At 73.2% G+C, this 18104-nt stretch carries 16 protein-coding genes and 1 pseudogene; 4 read left to right on the top strand and 13 right to left on the bottom strand.

Annotated features, from left to right (window positions below):
- Positions 1-390: 390 nt before the first annotated feature.
- Positions 391-1029 carry a 50S ribosomal protein L25/general stress protein Ctc gene (locus K1T35_RS04530; protein ID WP_220258931.1) on the top strand — a complete coding sequence of 213 codons (639 nt, stop codon included), beginning with the start codon at positions 391-393 and terminating at the stop codon, positions 1027-1029.
- A gap of 2 nt (positions 1030-1031) precedes the next feature.
- Complete coding sequence (gene pth / locus K1T35_RS04525; RefSeq protein WP_220258930.1) at positions 1032-1616, top strand: aminoacyl-tRNA hydrolase; 585 nt, start codon at positions 1032-1034, stop codon at positions 1614-1616.
- 169 nt (positions 1617-1785) lie between these two features.
- On the opposite strand, the gene solA is transcribed toward pth, so the two are convergent.
- The 3 genes and pseudogenes from solA to K1T35_RS04510 form a co-directional block, all read right to left on the bottom strand.
- Positions 1786-2832 carry an N-methyl-L-tryptophan oxidase gene (solA, locus tag K1T35_RS04520; protein ID WP_220258929.1) on the bottom strand — a complete coding sequence of 349 codons (1047 nt, stop codon included), beginning with the start codon at positions 2830-2832 and terminating at the stop codon, positions 1786-1788.
- Between the two features lie 88 nt (positions 2833-2920).
- Positions 2921-3079 (bottom strand): annotated as a pseudogene (locus K1T35_RS04515) (ATP-binding cassette domain-containing protein); the annotation flags it as partial.
- A gap of 80 nt (positions 3080-3159) precedes the next feature.
- Positions 3160-4836, bottom strand: a complete 1677-nt coding sequence (locus K1T35_RS04510) for a fatty acyl-AMP ligase (RefSeq protein WP_220258928.1) — start codon at positions 4834-4836, stop codon at positions 3160-3162.
- A 43-nt stretch (positions 4837-4879) separates the two neighbouring features.
- On the opposite strand from K1T35_RS04510, the gene K1T35_RS04505 reads away from it, so the two are divergent.
- On the top strand, positions 4880-6223 hold the full coding sequence (locus tag K1T35_RS04505) for a dipeptidase (RefSeq protein WP_220258927.1): 1344 nt from the start codon (positions 4880-4882) through the stop codon (positions 6221-6223).
- A 149-nt stretch (positions 6224-6372) separates the two neighbouring features.
- Here K1T35_RS04505 and K1T35_RS04500 read toward each other — a convergent pair whose 3' ends face one another.
- A complete protein-coding gene (locus K1T35_RS04500; RefSeq protein WP_220258926.1) occupies positions 6373-6981 on the bottom strand; it encodes a TetR/AcrR family transcriptional regulator in 609 nt (202 codons plus the stop codon).
- A 74-nt stretch (positions 6982-7055) separates the two neighbouring features.
- On the opposite strand from K1T35_RS04500, the gene K1T35_RS04495 reads away from it, so the two are divergent.
- A complete protein-coding gene (locus K1T35_RS04495; RefSeq protein ID WP_220258925.1) occupies positions 7056-7493 on the top strand; it encodes a nuclear transport factor 2 family protein in 438 nt (145 codons plus the stop codon).
- Between the two features lie 4 nt (positions 7494-7497).
- Here the strand turns inward: K1T35_RS04495 and K1T35_RS04490 are convergent, their stop codons facing one another.
- The 9 genes from K1T35_RS04490 to rsmA all read right to left on the bottom strand — a co-directional run bounded on the left by K1T35_RS04490 (position 7498) and on the right by rsmA (position 18098).
- A complete protein-coding gene (locus K1T35_RS04490; RefSeq protein ID WP_255621578.1) occupies positions 7498-8982 on the bottom strand; it encodes a glycosyltransferase family 39 protein in 1485 nt (494 codons plus the stop codon).
- 203 nt (positions 8983-9185) lie between these two features.
- Positions 9186-10076 carry a hypothetical protein gene (locus K1T35_RS04485; RefSeq protein ID WP_220258924.1) on the bottom strand — a complete coding sequence of 297 codons (891 nt, stop codon included), beginning with the start codon at positions 10074-10076 and terminating at the stop codon, positions 9186-9188.
- Complete coding sequence (locus K1T35_RS04480) at positions 10073-11089, bottom strand: NlpC/P60 family protein (protein ID WP_220258923.1); 1017 nt, start codon at positions 11087-11089, stop codon at positions 10073-10075. Before K1T35_RS04480 ends, K1T35_RS04485 begins: the two co-directional genes overlap by 4 nt.
- Positions 11086-11568, bottom strand: a complete 483-nt coding sequence (locus K1T35_RS04475) for a poly-gamma-glutamate biosynthesis protein PgsC/CapC (RefSeq protein WP_220258922.1) — start codon at positions 11566-11568, stop codon at positions 11086-11088. Before K1T35_RS04475 ends, K1T35_RS04480 begins: the two co-directional genes overlap by 4 nt.
- On the bottom strand, positions 11568-12764 hold the full coding sequence (gene pgsB, locus K1T35_RS04470; protein WP_220258921.1) for a poly-gamma-glutamate synthase PgsB: 1197 nt from the start codon (positions 12762-12764) through the stop codon (positions 11568-11570). The genes K1T35_RS04475 and pgsB overlap by 1 nt, the downstream gene beginning before the upstream one ends.
- Complete coding sequence (locus tag K1T35_RS04465; RefSeq protein WP_255622523.1) at positions 12761-14194, bottom strand: HAMP domain-containing protein; 1434 nt, start codon at positions 14192-14194, stop codon at positions 12761-12763. Before K1T35_RS04465 ends, pgsB begins: the two co-directional genes overlap by 4 nt.
- 185 nt (positions 14195-14379) lie before the next feature.
- Positions 14380-16155, bottom strand: a complete 1776-nt coding sequence (locus K1T35_RS04460; protein WP_220258919.1) for an ABC-F family ATP-binding cassette domain-containing protein — start codon at positions 16153-16155, stop codon at positions 14380-14382.
- Complete coding sequence (locus tag K1T35_RS04455) at positions 16155-17117, bottom strand: 4-(cytidine 5'-diphospho)-2-C-methyl-D-erythritol kinase (RefSeq protein ID WP_220258918.1); 963 nt, start codon at positions 17115-17117, stop codon at positions 16155-16157. Before K1T35_RS04455 ends, K1T35_RS04460 begins: the two co-directional genes overlap by 1 nt.
- Positions 17118-17243: 126 nt before the next feature.
- Positions 17244-18098 (bottom strand): 16S rRNA (adenine(1518)-N(6)/adenine(1519)-N(6))-dimethyltransferase RsmA, encoded by an 855-nt coding sequence (gene rsmA / locus K1T35_RS04450; protein ID WP_220258917.1) that lies wholly within the window; start codon positions 18096-18098, stop codon positions 17244-17246.
- Positions 18099-18104 lie beyond the last annotated feature (6 nt).

Below are 18104 nucleotides of genomic sequence, written 5' to 3'. Positions count from 1 at the left end.
TAGCGGGTGCTCATGGCTGCCGGCACAACCATGAGCAACCGATACTGCGGATCATGGGCCTGCCCACCACCGAACGACCCAGAGCGTGCTCCCCCGGCGCCGATCGAGGAGTCGGGAGCGGAGCGACGGCCATCAACCGCGACTCGCGCGCACCCAGACCGCGACTCGCGCACACCAGACCGCGACTCGCGCACACCCAGACCGCGACTCGCGGAAGTGGGGCTGCCGCACCCGGAGGTCGGGGCGCTGGGAACCGTCACGTATCGTGGACGCCAGTTCCGCGGCGAGGGCGGGTGCACGCTGGCCCGCCGTGATCGACGCAGTCCCGGGTACCACCGGTCTGCCTCGTCGCGCGCGTCCACCGCAGCAGTTCTGATCGAGGAGACAACCGTGGCCGAGGCCCGTATCGACGCCGAGACCCGCACGGAGTTCGGCAAGGGCGCCGCCCGCCGCACCCGCCGCGCCGGAAAGATCCCCGCCGTGCTCTACGGGCACGGCACCGACCCGCAGCACCTCTCGCTCCCGCAGCTGGAGTTCGCCCGCGTGGTCCGCGAGCAGGGCCGCAACGCCGTGCTGAGCCTGAACATCGGCGGCGAGACCCAGCTCGCCCTGACCAAGACGGTGGTCACGCACCCGATCCGCCCGTACATCGAGCACGTCGACCTGCTGGTGATCAGCCGCGGCGAGAAGGTGGGCGTCGAGGTTCAGCTCGTCGTCGTCGGCGACGCCGCCCCCGGCACCATGGTCAGCCAGGAGCTCAACACGCTCGAGGTGGAGGCCGACGTCTCCAGCATCCCCGAGCAGATCGAGGTCTCCGTCGAGGGCCTCGTGGTGGGGTCCCAGATCCACGCCTCCGACGTGCGGCTGCCCGCGGGCACCGAGCTGAAGGCCGACCCGGAGCTGCTCGTCGTCAACGTCGTGCCGTCGCCCACCGAGCAGCAGATGGAGGGTGAGGTCGACCTCGAGGGCGCCGGTGTCGTCGAGGAGTCGCCCTCGACCCCGGCCGAGTCCTCCGGCTCGGAGAGCTGAGCATGCCGCCGGGCCCCGCGTTGGTGATCGGGCTCGGCAACCCCGGCCCCGACTACGCCGACACCCGGCACAACGTCGGGGTCGGCGTGGTCGAGCTGCTCGCCGCGCGGGCAGGCGGCGGCAGGTTCTCCAAGCACCGCACGAACGCGGACGTGCTCGAGGGCCGGCTCGCCGGCCGCCGGGTGGTGTTCGCGAAGCCGCGCACGTACATGAACGTGTCGGGCGGGCCGGTCGCCGGCCTCGTCCGGTACTTCTCGGTTCCGGTCGAGGACCTCATCGTGATCCACGACGACCTCGACCTCGGCTTCGGCGTGATCCGGCTCAAGCGCGGCGGCGGCGAGGGCGGGCACAACGGGCTGCGCTCTATCAGCGCGTCCCTCGGCACGAAGGAGTACCTGCGCGTCCGGTTCGGCATCGGCCGCCCGCCGGGTCGCCAGGACCCGGCCGACTACGTGCTGAAGCGTTTCTCCGGCACGGAGCGCAAGGACCTGGAGTTCGCGATCGACCTGGCCGCAGACGCAGCGGAGGCGTTGCTCTCCGACGGTTTGGAACCCGCGCAGAACAGGTTCCACGCCCTGAGCGGCTGATCCGGCACGGACGTCGGCGGTGTCGAAGAGCGTGACGCCGTGGTCGAGCGCCCGATCCATGATCGCGCGGGCGTCGGCTTCCGGTGTGACGGGGGCCGAAGTTCATCGTGCCGAGCGCGACCGGGCTGACCAGTAAGCCCGTGCGCCCCAGGTGGCGATGGTCCATGTGTCAGCTCCTGAACCGGTCGGGGGAGAAACGCTCCAGCGGGATCGACGACCCGCCTGCGAGCGCGAGGTCGGCGACGATCTCGCCGACGGCGCTGGCGTGCTTGAAGCCGTGCCCGGAGAAGCCGCCCGCGAGCACGAGGCGCGGGGCGGCCTCGGGACTGCCGAGCACGAAGTCGCCGTCCGGCGTCTTCGAGTTCATGCACGCGCGCGCGTCCACAGGCGTCGGTGTGAGACCGGGGAACGCGGCACGGCAGAACCCCGCGACGGGCTCGACGTCCTTCTCGTCGACGGGGTGGTCGTTGTCGCGGGGGTGGTCGATCCACGGCTTGGGCGCGCTCGGCCCCGCACCGAGCTTCACGCCGCGGCCGTCGACGTCCGGGATCCCCCATCCATCGACGGGCCCGCTCTCGCGGATGAACACGGGGAACCGGTCGGGCCGGTACGTGGCGCGGTCGGCGCCGGTGAACCACATCAGCGAGGAGCGCTGGATGCGCAGGGGCAGGTCGGGGAGCAGATCGGTGAACCAGGCGCCGGTCGCGACGATCGCGCTGCGGGCGGTGACGACCTCGTCAGCGGTCTCGATCCTGACGCCGGTTTCCTCGGGATGGATCGCGGTGACCCCGCTTGCCGTCCGCAGCTGGGCGCCCGCGGCGGTGGCGAGGCCGAACGCCGCGGTGATCGCGGCCTCCGGGTTCAGCACGCCCGCTCCGGGTTCGTAGACACCGACGTCGCCGGGGATGTGCGCGTGCTGCGGGAACCGAGCAGCGAGTTGGTCGGGTTCGAGGAGCTCGTGCTCCACGCCACCGGCCTCGGCGCAGCGCAGCGCGTCGACGATCAGCTCACCGTCGCGCGGTCCGATGCACAACCCGCCCGACGGCTGGAGCAGCCGCGTGCCCGCTTCCTTCTCCAGCTTCCGCCACAGCTCCTCGGCCCGCGCGACGATCGGGTTGTAGTGCTCGCCCTCGAACATCGTGCGCCGGAAGATCCGCGACCCACCGTGCGACGAGCCCTTGTCGTGCGCGATCGCGTACCTGCTCGAAGCCCACAACGGACGCCCCGCGCGAGGCCGCGCTCCAGGCCGCCATCGCGCCCATGGCGCCGATTCCGATCACCGCTACGTCGTGCTGCAAGGCCACCTCTCTCTGGAGCGCGCGCATGGCGTCCAGCACCTCGCCCACCAGCTCGGGGTCGAGCGCCGACGTCGGCTCGTCGAACAACATGAGCTTGGGCCGCATGGCGAGCGCCCGCGCGATCGCCACCCGCTGCTGCTGGCCTCCGGACAGCTGCCGCGGGTAGGAGCCGTCTGGCGGCCCACCTGGAGTTCTTCCGGCGGGAGATGCTCAGCGCTCAGTGCTTCCCACTTGGTCGGGTGGAGCTAGCGGTCCCGATTCCGGAGCAGCTCGGCGGTGGCGGCGCGGCGCAGCTTCCCCGACGGCGTCTTGGGGAGCGTGCCAGGGCCGAGCACCACGACGTCGGCCGGGCGCACACCGACCGTGGAGACGACGCGGCCGATCACGTCCTTGCGGATGAGCTGCTCGGCCTCGGCGTCACCGGCCTTGCGGGACTCGACGGCCACGGTGAACGTCTCACGGTGCCGCCCACCCTCGCCGCCCGCGAGCACCCGCACTGCGACGGTGTTGCCGGCGCGCACGTCGTCCGCGGCGGCCGCGGCCCGCTCGATGTCGGTCGGGTAGATGTTGCGGCCACCCATGATGATCACGTCCTTGCGCCGCCCGCAGACCACGACGTCGCCGTCGGCGATGTAGCCCTCGTCGCCGGTGTCCAGCCAGCCGTCGGCGTCCTGGGTGGCGACCGGGCCGTCGACGGTGAGGTATCCCGGCGTCACCGACTCGCCGCGCAACTGGATCACGCCCACGTCGCGCTCGCCGAGCACGCGGCCGTCGTCGGCGACCACGCGCGCCTCGATGCCCGGCAACGGCGGGCCGAGCCGCGGGAACCGGCGAGCGGGCGCGTCTCCTGCCGGCTCCGCGCGCCGGTGGGACTCCAGCTGGTCGGCGTCGATCGTGTCGACCTGCAGACCGGTCTCGACCGGCGCGAACGACACCCCGAGCGCGGTCTCCGCCATCCCGTACGCCGCGAGCACCGATTCCGGCCGCAGCCCGAACTTCGCGCCCGCGCTGGTGAAGGCCTCGACGGCGTCCGCGTCGATCGGCTCGGCGCCGTTGAGCGCGATGCGCAGCGTGGAGAGGTCGAGCGATCCCTCCTCGGCGCGCGCGAGCTGGCGGCCCAGCACGGCGTAGGCGAAGTTCGGCGCGGCGGTGACCGTGCCTCCGTACTTCGAGATGAGCTCGGCCCACAGCAGCGGGCGCCCCAGGAAGTCCACGGGTGTGACCGTGACGAGCTCCAGCCCCGTGGTCATCGGGACCGTGAGGAACCCGACCATCCCCATGTCGTGGAACAGCGGCAGCCACGACACCATCACGTCCCGCTCGACGCGGAGCTTCGAGGCCTCGACCATGCCGGACAGGTTGGCGAAGAGGTTGCGGTGCGTGATCCGCACCGCCTTCGGCTCGGCGGTCGACCCGCTCGTGAGCTGCAGGAGAGCGGTGTCGTCCTCGCTTGCGACGTCCGCGTCGGGCTCGATGTCGCCCTCGCCGTCGGCCAGCCCGTCGAGCGTGCGGAACGGGATGCCACGCTCGGTGAGCACCGGACCGAGCGCATCGAACGGGGCGCCGAGCAGCACGAGCCGCGCGTCGATCATCCGCAACACCGACACCGTGTCCTCGGCCCACGCGGCGAGGTCGGTACGCGCGGTGGGCTGGTGCAGCATCGTGACGCTGCCCCCGCACAGCCAGACCGCCTGCGCCGCGGGAGCGATCGACACCGGCTCGCCCGCGAGCACGCCGACCGCCGCACCGTGATCGAGTCCGGGGTGGTCGGCGGTGCCGTCGCGCAGCGCGGCCGCCATCCGCCGGGCGGTGGCGTGCACCTGCGGCCACGTGTGCCGGACCGGGCTCTTCGGCTCGCCCGTCGTCATCCCACGCGGCGAGCGCGCGGCGGAGTCCAGCAACATCGCGAGGAACCGGGACATGGTCACCAACCTACGGGCATTTCAATCACTAGTATCCGGGCACATGTCTGAGCAGTCCGTCGCCGCCTCCGTGGCTGCTGTCCTCCCGGGTGCCCGCGCCGACCTCGAACGACTCGTCCGCATCCCCAGCATCTGGGCCGATCCGGGGCACGCCGACGACACCCGGCACAGCGCCGAGGCCGTCGCCGACCTGGCGCGCGACGCGGGAGCGGCCGACGTCACGATCATCGCGGCCGACGGCGGCGCCCCCGCCGTCGTGGCGCACTTCCCCGGCCCGGCCGGCACGCCCACGGTGCTGCTCTACGCCCACCACGACGTCCAGCCGACCGGCGACACCGAGCTGTGGACGAGCCCGCCGTTCGAGCCGACCGAGCGGGACGGCAGGCTCTACGGCCGCGGCGCCGCCGACGACAAGGCCGGCGTGATGACCCACCTCGCCGTGCTGCGCGCGTACGAGGGCAGGCCTCCGGTCGGGGTCACCCTGTTCATCGAGGGCGAGGAGGAGTCCGGCTCGCCCACCCTCCCTGCGCTGCTGCGCGCCCACAAGGACCTGCTGAGCTGCGACGTCATCGTGATCGCCGACGCCTCCAACCCGGCGGTCGACGTCCCGGCGCTCACCACGAGCCTGCGCGGGCTCGTCGACGTCACGGTCGAGGTCGCGAGTCTGGAGCGGCCGGTGCACTCCGGCGTGTACGGCGGCCCGGTCGGCGACGCCCTCACCGCGCTCTGCAAAGCGCTCGCCACGCTGCACGACGCCGATGGCGAGGTCGCCGTGCCCGGTCTCGTGCACGGCGACTCCGAGGCCCCCGACATCGACGAGGACGTCTTCCGCTCCGACGTCGGCCTGCTCGACGGCGTCGAGCTGATCGGCAGCGGAACGATCCCGACGCGCACCTGGGCGAAGCCCGCCGTCGCGGTGCTCGGGATCGACGCCCCGCGGGTGGCTGAGTCGTCCAACGTGCTGCTGCCGCGGGCAAGGGCACGCGTGGGCATGCGGCTCGCGCCAGGCGACGATGCACTCAAGGCACAGCGCGCACTCGCCGACCACCTCGAGGCCAACGTGCCGTGGGGAGCACAGGTGACGGTCACACCGGAACCCGGGATCGCCGAGCCCTTCACGATCGAGGCCACCGGCACGGCGTACGACGCGGCCCGGCGCGCATTCGCGGAGGCCTACGGCAACCCGGTGGTGGAGACCGGCATCGGGGGCTCGATCCCGTTCATCGCAGAGTTCGCGCGCCAGTTCCCCGGCGCGGCGGTGCTGGTGACAGGCGTCGGCGATCCGGCGAGCCGCTGGCACGGCATCGACGAGAGCCTCGACCTCGCGATGTTCGGCCGCGCCGTGCTGGCCGAGGCGCTGATGCTGGCGGAGCTGGCTCGCGCGTGAGGCCGCGGCATTCGGGATGAACCTCCGCCGCGAACGGGGCCACGCAGACCCCCGACGTGCCGACCGGCCCACTGCCGCCGTCGGTACGGCAGGGGCCGGTCGCGCTGCGCGGGACTCCCCGACCGGGTCCCCCAACCCGGCCCGCGCAGTCATGACATTAGGCCGCTAGCTCCCTCACCGGATCGGTCGAAAGGTTGATCCTTCCCCTCCTTCGGTCGGAGTCCGTCGCGAATCACGGCGAGCAGCCGGAGCCCCAGATCGGGGTCCTGGTCGCCGCGCACGGCCTGCAGTAGGCCCTTGAGCAGCGCGATCACGTCCCTGACGGACACGTCGCCGCGCACGCCACCCGCCTCCTGGGCCTTGGCGAGGAGTACACCGAGCGCATCGTGCATGTCGGCAACCGCCGCGGCAACGGCGTCCGCACCTGCGCCGCCGAGCGCGTCGGGGAGATCGCGCTTGGTGAGCGCCTGCTCCGCCACCCGGTCGAGGAAGCCGGCGAATGCGAGATCGGGATCGGTGGCCTCCGCCCGAGCCCGGGCGTCGGCGGCGAGCTCCTCGATGTTCGCCACCGAGACGGCCTCGAACAGCGCTTCCTTCGTGGGGAAGTGCCGGTAGACGGTGCCGGGGCCGACTCCCGCCGCGGACGCGATCTCGTCGAGCGGCACGGCGTAGCCCTGCTCGGCGAACGCGCGCCGGGCGGCGGCGAGCACGCGTTCCCGGTTGCGGCGGGCGTCGGCACGCAGGGCCCGCTCAGCCATCGCACTTGCTAACCGGGGCGTGCGTTCCGTATCTTCTAAGCGGAGTCACCGTTCCGATTCTAGTGGAGGACGACATGGACCGAAGCCCGCGCGAGGTCGTCGAGCAGGTGCGCCGGATGGTCGCAGGGGATGGTGTGGTCTTCGCCGACCTCTTCTCCGCCGACGGCGTCCTGCGCTACCCGTTCGCGCCTCCCGGAATGCCTCGGGAGATCAAGGGGCGCGACGCGATGCGCGAGTACCACGGTGCCGCGTCGTCCCGTCGGTCGCTGCTCGAGATCGAGGGCGTCGACATGGTCGTGCGCGACACCGACGACCCGGAGGTCGTCGTCGTCGAGATCGAGCACCACGGGTACTCGCACGGCTCCGGCGGCCCGTACCGCTTCCGGGCGCTCGGGATCGTCCGCGTCCGTGACGGGGAGATCGTCGAGTACGACGACTACATGGACCCGATCGCGCTGGCGGCGCTGCTCGGCCGCACCGAGGACCTGGTCGCCGCCCTCAGCGCGGCCTGACCGCTCAGAGGCGGCGGGCCGACTCCCACAGCTGCACCCACGGCACCCGCCTGCCCTCCAGCAGGTAGATCGGAGTGCCCTGCGCGAGGTTGGCGACGCGCTCGTCGTTGTCGAGCTGGCCGACCCAGGTCCCGCTACGGAACCCGGAGATGATCGCCGACGGGTCGCCGACGAACACGACGACCCCGGAGTCCTCCGGTGGTGTGCCGAACCAGGCGGCGCCGCGGCTGTAGCTGAAGGAAGGCAGCTCCGGGGCGAACTCCTGGACGGCTGAGTAGGTCCAGTAGTCCCCCGTGACGACCACGGCGTCCCGCGCCTCATCGGGCGGCAGCGCGCGGTAGGCGGACCGTACGTCCGCGACCATCGCAGGCCAGCCAATCTCGTCGAGCTGGAAGTTGCCGATCCGCAGCGGCTGGTCGGCGTGCACGGACACCGGCTGGACGGGTAGCACGTTCAGCAGCAGTAGCGCGGCGGCCGTTCCGGCGTACACGGGCCACGTCGGCACCCAGCGCCACCACACGGCGGGGCGCCGCTGCTCCACGGCCGCCGCGCCCGCCGCCCACAGCAGGGGCAACACCCCTGCGATGTAGTACGGGCGGCCCCCGGCCAGCATGAACAGCAGGGTCACGCCCAGCGCCGTGACGCCGAGGAACCGGTGTTCGGGGGTCCGCAACAGCCGCACGACGCCGACCACGCCGAGCACCGAACCGACGAGCATCCCCGCCGCGAAGAACCCGAGCGGGAGGAAGCCGAGCATCCCGCCCGCGTATCCGCTCTCGCCCGCGACGACCCGGCCCATCTCCAGCTGCGGCCAGCCGTTGCGCGCCTGCCAGACGAGGGTCGGGATCGTGGCGAGCACCGCGATGGCGCCGCCGGTCCACAGCGCGCGCCTGCGCAGCAGCTCCCGCGGCCCGCAGCAGAACACCGCGACGAGCGCGACGGCCCAGAACGCGACGATCAGGACCTTCGCCTGCAGCCCGACGGCCGTGACGATCCCGGCGGCGAGCAGCAGCCCGTCTTGGCGGGTGCGGACCCAGCGGACCAGCAGGTACGTCACCGCGATCCAGGCCACCGGGTCGACGGTGGACGTGGCGAGCAGGTGGCCCGTCGCCAGGAACCCGGGCGAGACGGACACCGCGCCAGCGGCAAGCAGCTGCGCCCTCCTGCCCCCGCCGAACTCCCGCGCGATGAGCGCGGCCAGCACCACCGCCGTCATGATCGCCAGGGTCGCGGGGATGCGCAGCACCGCCACGGAGCCAGGGGCGATCGTGTCCATCAGCAGCGCGATCAGCGGGAGCAACGGCGGCTGGTCGGCGTAGCCCCAGTCCAGATGGTGGCCTGCCGCAACGAAGTAGAGCTCGTCGCCGAAGTAGCCGTAGCGGCCGCTCACGGCGGTCAGCACGAGGCCGACCGCGGCGGCCACGGCGAGCACCGGGGCGCGGGCGAACGCGGGCAGCTCCCGCACCAGCACCTGCAGTTCGACGGTCACGTGATCGACGCTAGGGCGGCCCCGCGCAGCGCGCGTCGATCGATCGATGGACCCGCCCATCCCCCGGTGGTCGAGTAGGGCCGTCGCGCCAGCGGCGGCCCGTATCGAGACCACCACCCACGGGCACCTCCGAATCCAGAGGGGTCTCGATACGCTCCGGCGCTGGGCGCCTCCGCTACTCGACCAGCGGTGTCAGGGCGCATTCAGTGGTCGGCCAGCGTGGCCAGCGCCGGCGCCACCTCCTCCGGGCGGGAGCGGATCGATGCGCTCATCTCCACGTGCGCGAACGGCAACCCCGCCTTCGCCGCGGCGATACCTTGCACGTTCGTCCGGCCCTCCAGCTCCGTGCAGCGGTCCGCCCACGCCCGGCAGACGTCGATGCCCGCCGACTCCAGCCGGTCGGCGAGCGCCCTGACCGGCGGCGCCGGGTCGTCCGGACCGCCGCCCAGGACGATGTCCGCGTCGAGGTCGTCGCGCTCCCCGAAGCCGTGCAGCTGCAGCTGCGGGAGCCGCATCCGGGTGCTCAGGTCCACGGCAAGGGCGTGGAAGAGCGAATCCTCCTCGTGCGCGACGTCGGCCCGCTCGTCGTCGGCCCTCCGATGCGCACCGGCCTGCAGGTACACGGCGTCCGGCGCGGTGGCGAGCACGGCGAGCCCGACGTCCTCGGTGTCGTAGTCGGCGTTCGGGTGCGGCACCTCGATGAGCAGCCGCGGCGTCCGGCCAATGGGGAGCGCGATCAGGCCCCACGATCGTTCCGACGCCGGGTCGCCGCGAGCCACGAGGTACTCGGCACCCGCTGCGTTCCGGGCGGTCCCGACGGTGAACCCGGCGTCCTCCAGCACGCCACGGGCCGCACCGTCCGATCCGGACGCGACCAGCGCCGCCACCGCGCCGACCACGGCGTCCCGCTCTGCCGGTTCCGGCGGGCGGTAGGGCCCGCGCGGGCTGAGCCGGTCGGTGAGTTCCCCGACCTGCTGCTCCAGCGACGGCGGGTCCGACGGCGCCCCGCGCGGTGTGAGCACGGTCATGAGCGCCGCCACCCCGGCGAGCGCGAGCACCACGAACACGGCCATCGTGACCCGCATCCTCGTCACAGCCGCTTCGCCGCCCGGAACGAACTGGCGTAGTGACCACCGTCGTCCAGCACCGACGTGCCACCGAGGTCGCCGAGGGTCGGGCCGTCGGCCCGGCGCCTGCTCGACACGAAGCGCGGCTGCCCCCGGTCGTCTCGCCCCAGGTAGATCGCGACGTGGTCGATCCGGCGGTCCTGTTCCTGATCGAGGTCGAAGAACAGCAGGTCGCCCGCCTGCAGCGCGCCCACGTTCGACGGCGGGGCGCCGTTGTCGGGCAGGACGACGGCGCCGGGGCCGGTCTCCGCCATCGCCCGCGCGCGCCGCGGCAGCCCAGGCCCTGGCCTCTCGGTGGCGAGCAGCGGATATCCCGCGCGGTAGCCGTAGACGAGCCGGACGAAGCCGGAGCAGTCCACCGCTCCGTACCGCTCTGGATCCGGCCTGCGCGCCTGCCTGTCCGCGAAGCGCCAGCTGATGCCGAGGTAGTCGTAGAAGTCGGAGTTCTCGGGGGACGGGCCACCGTTCGGGCCGGGCGGGCCGAACCGCGCGTCTCCGCCGACGCGCACGCCCTCTTCGTCGCGTTGCTCCGGAACCCGGTCCAGGTACTCCGCGGCCAGCGCCAGCACGTCGGGCGCGGTGCTGTCCAGGTTCTGCTGCAGCCACGGCCGGAACCACGACTCGTTCTCCGCGCCCGCCCGCCACTCCTGGGGCATGAGCCGCACCCAGACGTGGGTGGTCACCGGGGCTCCGCCGAACTGCGGTTCCGCGAAGGTGCGCTGCGGACCGTCGATGGTGGCGGTGCGAGCGCCGTCGGTGAGGGTGGCGAGCACGGTTCCCGAGGTGTCGACCACGGTGGTGCCTGCCGGCGCCTCCCGGCGCAGGAAGCGCAGGTCTGCCGCCGACGCCGCGACCCGCGACGGTGCTGCTGCCCCTGGCGCCGTCGGCGCTTCCCGCAGCTCACCGACGACGACCCCCGTGACGCCGACGACCACCGCCAGCACGCCCATGAGGACGCGCCGGGCCCTGAGCGTCCTCACAGGGCGGTCACCGCCCCGAGCACCAGCCCGCTCGCCAGCACGCCGTAGCTGGCGAGGCTCACCGCCGACGTGGCCAGCACCGTGGCCACCGGCGGCTGCCGCACGAGCTGGTAGGCGACCAGTCCCGGGATGACGAACCCGAGCGTCTCGTGGGCGAAGATCAGCGGATAGTCGCGCTGCACCACCAGGAACAGGCCCGTCGACAGCAGTACGGACAGCATCATCACGGCCGCGAACTGCCGCTTCCCGTAGAGGATCACGGCCCGCTGCAGGCCGCGCAGGCCGAGGTAGGTGACGACCGTGACGGCGGCGATCACGGCGACCTTGCGCGGGTCTTCCACCAGCGTGAGCGCGAGCCAGCCCGGGGTGATCATGCCGCCGGGCGAGAGGTTGGTGGTGAGGTAGCAGACGAGCGCGAAGAGCAGGCCGATCGCGAGCGCGACGGTCGCGGCCTGCGGCGCGAGGGATCCCGCCAGCATCAGGCGACCCGCAGACGAGCAGGCGGTCTCGGCAGCGCTGCGATTCGCTCCAGCAGCACCTCTCCCTGGCCGTGGATGTTGCCCACGGCCACCACCGACCCCATCCCGTCATGGCCGATCACGATCGCGTCGAGCAACGCGTCCAGATCGAGGGAGCCGCCCAGATCGACGACGCGGTCGGCGAGATCGCGCGGCACGCGACCGCGCGCCGTATGGGTTTGCTCCCCGATCAGCACGATCCGCTCGGGTCGCACCCGGCCGGACAGCTCGCCCATCTGCCCGTTGCGCTCGACGCGGTCCGGCCGGCAGTTGATCACCATCGTGAGCGGGGAGGCGATCAGGCCGCGCCCGCGCAGCAGGTCGATGTTCATGAGCGTCGACTCGGGGTCGTTCGCGGCGAACACGTTGGCGAACGCCACCCGGCCCCGGTGCGTGGCGTAGTTCTCCACCGTGACCGTGCCGGGATCGGGTCGGGCCGCCACCATGCCGGCCATCGCCTCCCCGCGGCCGATGCCCGCGAGCTGCGCCACGGCCAGCGCGACCGCCACGTTCTCCTTGAACGTGATCCATCGGAAGCGCTCCATCTCCTCGTCCCGCACGGACTCCGGGTCCACCGCGACGAGCCGGCACCCCCGCCGGTCGGCCTCCTCCTGCAGGATGTGCAGCCGCTCGCGCTCCGCGGTGACGCAGATCCCGCCCTCCGGCATCGACCGGGACAGCGAGCGGGCGACGTCGTCGAGGGTGGGCCCCATCTCGTCGAGGTGGTCCTCCCGGACATTGCAGATCACGCAGATCGTGGAGCGGATCAGCTTCTTCTCGTTGATCTCCTGCAGGTCCGGCAGCACTGCCATGCACTCGATCACCAGCGCATCCGGACGCCAGGACGCCGCCCGGCGCACGATGCCGATCTGCTCGACGACATTGGCGATCCCGAACTTGCGGTGCACCGGCTCCTCTGCGCCGTCGGGGAGGATGAAGCGCGCCGCGGTGCCCGTCGTCTTCGCGATCACCCGCAGCCCGCCGCCGCGCATCGCCCCAGCGCAGAGCCGGGTGATGGAGCTCTTGCCGCGGATCCCGTTCACGACGATCCGCTGGGGGATCGAGCGCAGGCGCCGGTGGTGCCCACGCTGCTCGAGGATCCCGGCCACCAGTAGGAGCAGGCAGCCCGCGACGTACACGCCGAACAGGAATGTCACGTGCGGGCCACCCTGAGCCCATGAACAGGCCTGACGGTCCGAGTGGCGGCCAGTCGGTTGGTCGCCTCCACCGCGGTGCCGATCTCGTCGAGCCGCTGCGGGGCGAGCGGCGGCAGTGTCTCCCCGGCGGCCAGCCGTTCGACGTGCCGCGCGAGCCTGCGGGCAGGCACGACGGTCGTGACCGCGGTCCAGGCGAGCGCCGCGCACGCGAGGCCGGCGGCCGCCACGATCGCGACGAGCGCGGCACGCCGGTTCCCGTCACCCGCGAACGCGGCGGCGGCGAGGTTCCGATCCTCGACGAGCACCCAGCCCAGATCGGTGGCGGTGCCGGGCGCGGTCACCCGCTGGGCAGCGGCCACCCGCCCGTCATCCGGGGTGTCGACGGCAGGGGTGTCCCCCACCGCGGCGGCAGCCAGTGCCCGGAGCGCCGGGTCGTCCAGCGGGGCGAACGCGGTGTACCCCCTGCTGTCGAGGACGGTCGCCCGCTGCCCGTCGACCACCCGGGTTCGCCCGCCTGACCCGCGGATCAGGGCGTTCAGCGCGCGCGGATCGAACTCGGCAACCAGCGCACTCGCGCCGTCCCACATCGGGGACGAGGCGCGCACGAGGGGCTCGCTGCCGGCGCTGTTGGCCTGCACCACGCGGGCCCCGCCGGGCGGGACCTCGATCGCGGCGCTCGGTGATGCCCCCGCCGTCACGACCGGCTGCCCGGACGCGTCGACCACCGTCACCGAGCGGAAGAGCGGCTCCACCGCGAGCACCTGCGAGGCGGTCGTAGCGGGGTCGGTGACCGCGGCGCCGGTCGGCAGGGCGGCCGCGCGCTCCACGGCCGCCAGCCCGCCACGCAGCGCGCCGTGCAGTTCGTCCGCCTGCACCGCGGCGCTCGCGCCCGCGTCGCGCACGACGGCCTCGGTCTGCGGAACGGCACCACCAACGGTCGCCACGGCCGCCGGGATCGCCCAGCCCAGCACGAGGGCGGCGACCAGCCCGAGCGTGACGGCCAGCGGGACCCGGTGGCGGGAGCGTGTCCCGCGGCGGCCCGGCCGGATGCGGCGGAACCGGTACAGCGCCAGCGCGACGCGGTCGAGCTCCACGACCCGGGCGCGGGGTACGAGGTCGACGCGGTCCTCGGCCGCCATGCGGGCCATCGCGGCGGCGAACCGCCGGACGGGGCGCACGAGGGCGCTCCACAGCAGGGCGTAGGTGGCGAGCGCCACGAGCGCGAGTCCGGCCGGGATCCACAACGCGGGCCAGCCGTCCCCGAACACGGCGATCGCCGAAAGGGCGACCGCCCCGGCCAGCAACGCGGCCAACGCGACGAGAGGGCCGCCGCGCACACCCAGCGCCGACCGCGACTCCGGGAACGGGGGGAATCGCAGGTCGGGCATCGTCTGCGCGGGCAACGGGATCGTCGGCGGGGAGCAGGGCATGCTCAACGAGCTGTCCCTTCGAACGTTCCTCAGGCGGCCGGTGCTGAACGGCGAACGTCGGCGTCCACCACCGGCCCCGTCATGTCACGTGCACAGGTCCAAGTTGTCACGATAGCGTGACGGCTTCGCCCGAATGACGCAGCACCCATGACACAGCGTTTGGCGCTGGTCACTCGATGGTGGAGCTACTCGGCCAGCTCCGCCGCGGCGAGCCACTCCAGCTCGACCTCTTCCCGTTCGGCCACCACGGCCTTCAGCTCGCGATCGAGCGCCATCAGCCGCTCGGGGTCGGTTGAGGCCTCCACCAGCTGCGCGTGCAGCCGCTCCTCGGTGGCGGCGAGCGCCTCCATGCGGCGCTCCAGCCGGGCGGCCTCCTTGCGGGCGGCGCGCTGCTGCGCGGCGTTCGAGACGGGCTTCGCCTGCGGCGCCGAAGCTGCCGTGCCGGAGTCCCGGACCGCCGCCCGGCGCTGCAGATACTCGTCGATCCCGCCAGGGAGATGCGTGACCTTCCCGTCCCCCAGCAGCGCGACAACGGTGTCGCAGGCCCGTTCCACGAGGTAGCGGTCGTGGCTGACGACGATGAGCGTGCCCGGCCAGCCATCGAGTAGATCCTCGAGCTGGGTGAGGGTGTCGACGTCGAGGTCGTTGGTCGGCTCGTCGAGCAACAGGACGTTCGGTTCGGCCATCAGCAGCCGGGTGAGCTGCAGGCGCCTGCGCTCCCCGCCGGACAGGTCGCCCACCGGCGTCCACTGCCGCGACGCGGGGAAGCCGAGCCGCTCCAGCACCTGCGACGCCGACAGTTCCGCCTTGCCGAGCCGCACGTACTTCGCGACCTGCTCGGTGGCCTCCAGTACCCGCATCTCGGCGGGCAGGTCGACGAGTTCCTGCGTGAGCTGAGCGAGCTGGACGGTGCGCCCGCGCACCAGCCGGCCGCCGTCGAGCGGGCGTTCCCCGCTCAGGCTGCGCAGCAGGGTGGTCTTGCCCGACCCGTTGACGCCGACGATCCCGAGCCGGTCGCCGGGGCCGACCCGCCAGGTGACGTGATCGAGCAGCGTGCGCCCGGCCACGACCGCGGTGGCGTCCTCCAGCTCCAGCACCGTGCGGCCGAGCCGGTTGGTGGCGAAGCGGTGCAGCTCCACCGTGTTGCGCAACGGCGGCACGTCGGCGATCAGCGCCTCCGCCGCCTCGATCCGGAAGCGCGGCTTCGACGTGCGGGCGGGCGCGCCACGGCGCAGCCACGCCAGCTCCTTGCGGGCCAGGTTCTGGCGGCGGGCCTCCGCGGCGTCGGACTGCCGGGCGCGCTCGGCGCGGGCGTATACCCAGTCGGCGTAGCCACCGAGATAGCTCTCCACCCGGCCGTTCGCGACCTCCCATGTGCGCGTGCAGACCGCGTCGAGGAACCAGCGGTCGTGCGTGACGACCACGACCCCGCAGCGGCGGGCGATCAGGTGCTCGGCGAGCCACGTGATGCCCTCGACGTCGAGGTGGTTGGTCGGCTCGTCGAGCACGACGAGGTCCGGGTCTCCGACGAGCGTGGCCGCGAGCGCGACGCGCCGCTTCTCCCCGCCGGACAGTCCCTCGACGCCGCGGTCGAGATCGGTGAGGCCCAGCCCGTCGAGGACGTCGCGCACCTTCGGGTCGCCCGCCCACTCGTGCTCGGCGGCGCCGGCCCACGCGGCCAGCACGACGTCTCGCACGCGCGCGCCTGCCGGCAGGATGTCGGACTGGGCGAGGTGGGCGAGGTTCAGGCCGCCGATGCGGCTGACCCGCCCCCCGTCCGGTGCGCGGGTGCCGGTGATGATGTCGAGCAACGTGGTCTTGCCGCCACCGTTGAGCCCGACCACACCGATCCGCTCACCCTGCTCCACCCCGAGCGACACACCGTTGAGCAACACCCGGGAGGCATCACCGGGAACGTGTGCGGTGACGGTTTCCAGATTGACGAGGTTCTGGCCGGCCATCAGGCACGCACCGGCGGCCACGAGGCGGGCGGCGGGCTGGTCGGCGGATCGTGGTCGACCACACGGGCGCCGGGCACCGGGCCGTGCGCGATCCGGACCGTGCGGCAGACCCCCACCCCGGCGAGCTCGGTGGCGACGTCCAGCGCCGCCTCGGCGCCACCGCACAGGAAGGCGCAGGTCGGACCGGATCCGGACACCAATCCGGCGAGCGCGCCCGCGGCCACGCCCGCGCGAAGCGTGCGGCGCAGGTCGGGGGCCATGCTCACGGCGGCGGCCTGCAGATCGTTGCCGAGGCTGAGCGCGAGCTGGTTCGGATCACCACCCGCGAGCGCCTCGAGCACCGGCTCCACCGGCCGGTCCGCAGGCGGGCTGTCGCCCCGAAGCCGGTCGTGCTCGCGGAACACCGCGGGCGTCGACAGACCGCCCCGGTGCAGCGCAATCACCCAGTGCTGGGTGTGCCGCGACAGCACCGGCACGATCTGCTCGCCACGTCCGGTACCGACTGCCGTGCCGCCGTAGAGCGCGAACGTGACGTCGCTGCCCAGCTCGGCGGCGAGCACCGACAGCTCGTCCCGGCTGAGATCGAGCTTCCACAGCGTGGAGAGTCCGACGAGCGCCGCGGCCGCGTCCGCGCTGCCCCCCGCCATGCCGCCGGAGACCGGGATGCCCTTGCGCAGCACCAGCCGCACGTCCGGGTCGCGGTCGGCCTTCTCGGCGAGCACCTGGACGGCCCGCCAGGCCAGGTTCGTCTCGTCGGCAGGAACCTCGGACACGCCCTCGCCGTGCACCTCGATGCCGGGCGCATCGCTCGCCGCGACCGTGACCTCGTCGAACAGGCTCACCGCGTGGAAGACGGTGACGAGGTCGTGGTAGCCGTCGGCGCGCAGTGGCCCGACGGCAAGATGCAAGTTGATCTTGGCAGGCACACGCACGGTGACCGGTGGCGGGACGGCGGCGAGCACCGGTCAACCCTACGTGCGTCCACCCCGGACGTGTCGCGACCCGCCTCGCCACGCGCTTTGCCCCCGCGAGTCGCGGCGTGAGTGCACGCAAGTCGCGCCCTCAGTGCACGCGAGTCGGGGTGGACGTCAGGCTTTGGCGGTGGCGAGGCGGGCGAAGTCCTCGATGGAGAGGGTCTCGGCGCGGGCCATGGGGTCGATGCCTGCGCCGCGGAGGGCGGTCTCGGCGGCGGCCGGCGAGCCCGCCCAACCCGCGAGGCCGGAGCGCAGCGCCTTGCGGCGCTGGGCGAACGCGGTGTCGATGAGGCGGAAGACGGCCACGCGGTCGCCGGGCGGGGGGTCGCGGCGGTCGAAGGCGAGCAACCCCGAGTCGACGTTGGGCACCGGCCAGAACACCGCCCGCGGCACGGGCCCGGCCCTACGGGCCGCCGCGAACCAGGCGAGCTTGGCGCTCGGCACGCCGTAGGTGCGGCTTCCCGGCGTCGCGGCGAGCCGCTCGGCAACCTCGGACTGCACCATCACCAGCCCGCGACGCAGCTGCGGGAGCTCGGCCAGCAGGTGCAGCACCACCGGCACGCCGACGTTGTAGGGCAGGTTGGCGACGAGCGCGGTCGGCGCCGGGCCGGGCAGGTCCGCGGCGCGCACGCCGAGCGCGTCGGCGGCGGTCACGGTGAGCCGGTCGGCGAGGGCGGGCGCCCGGTCGGCAGCCGTGGCGGGAAGGCGCCCCGCGAGCACCGGGTCGATCTCCACGGCGTGCACGGCCCGAACCGCGGGCAGCAGGGCGAGTGTCAGCGACCCGAGCCCGGGCCCGACCTCCACGACGACGTCGTCCGGTTCCAGCTCGGCTGCCTTGACGATGCGGCGCACGGTGTTCGGGTCGTGCACGAAGTTCTGCCCGAGCCGCTTCGTCGGCCGCAGGTCGAGCTCGGCGGCCAGCGCCCGCACCTCGGCCGGGCCCAGTAGCCGGGACTGCGCGTCATTCACCCCGGG

This window comes from Pseudonocardia sp. DSM 110487, assembly GCF_019468565.1.
GTDB lineage: Bacteria > Actinomycetota > Actinomycetes > Mycobacteriales > Pseudonocardiaceae > Pseudonocardia.
This window is presented reverse-complemented; position numbering and strand designations above follow the sequence as displayed.

Coding starts and splice junctions, on each gene's coding strand:
- K1T35_RS04505 (WP_220258927.1), top strand. CDS start 4,880: ATGTCTGAGCAGTCCGTCGCCGCCTCCGTGGCTGCTGTCCTCCCGGGT.
- K1T35_RS04465 (WP_255622523.1), bottom strand. CDS start 14,194: ATGCCCTGCTCCCCGCCGACGATCCCGTTGCCCGCGCAGACGATGCCC.
- K1T35_RS04500 (WP_220258926.1), bottom strand. CDS start 6,981: ATGGCTGAGCGGGCCCTGCGTGCCGACGCCCGCCGCAACCGGGAACGC.
- K1T35_RS04475 (WP_220258922.1), bottom strand. CDS start 11,568: ATGCTGGCGGGATCCCTCGCGCCGCAGGCCGCGACCGTCGCGCTCGCG.
- K1T35_RS04510 (WP_220258928.1), bottom strand. CDS start 4,836: ATGTCCCGGTTCCTCGCGATGTTGCTGGACTCCGCCGCGCGCTCGCCG.
- pth (WP_220258930.1), top strand. CDS start 1,032: ATGCCGCCGGGCCCCGCGTTGGTGATCGGGCTCGGCAACCCCGGCCCC.
- K1T35_RS04495 (WP_220258925.1), top strand. CDS start 7,056: ATGGACCGAAGCCCGCGCGAGGTCGTCGAGCAGGTGCGCCGGATGGTC.
- K1T35_RS04460 (WP_220258919.1), bottom strand. CDS start 16,155: ATGGCCGGCCAGAACCTCGTCAATCTGGAAACCGTCACCGCACACGTT.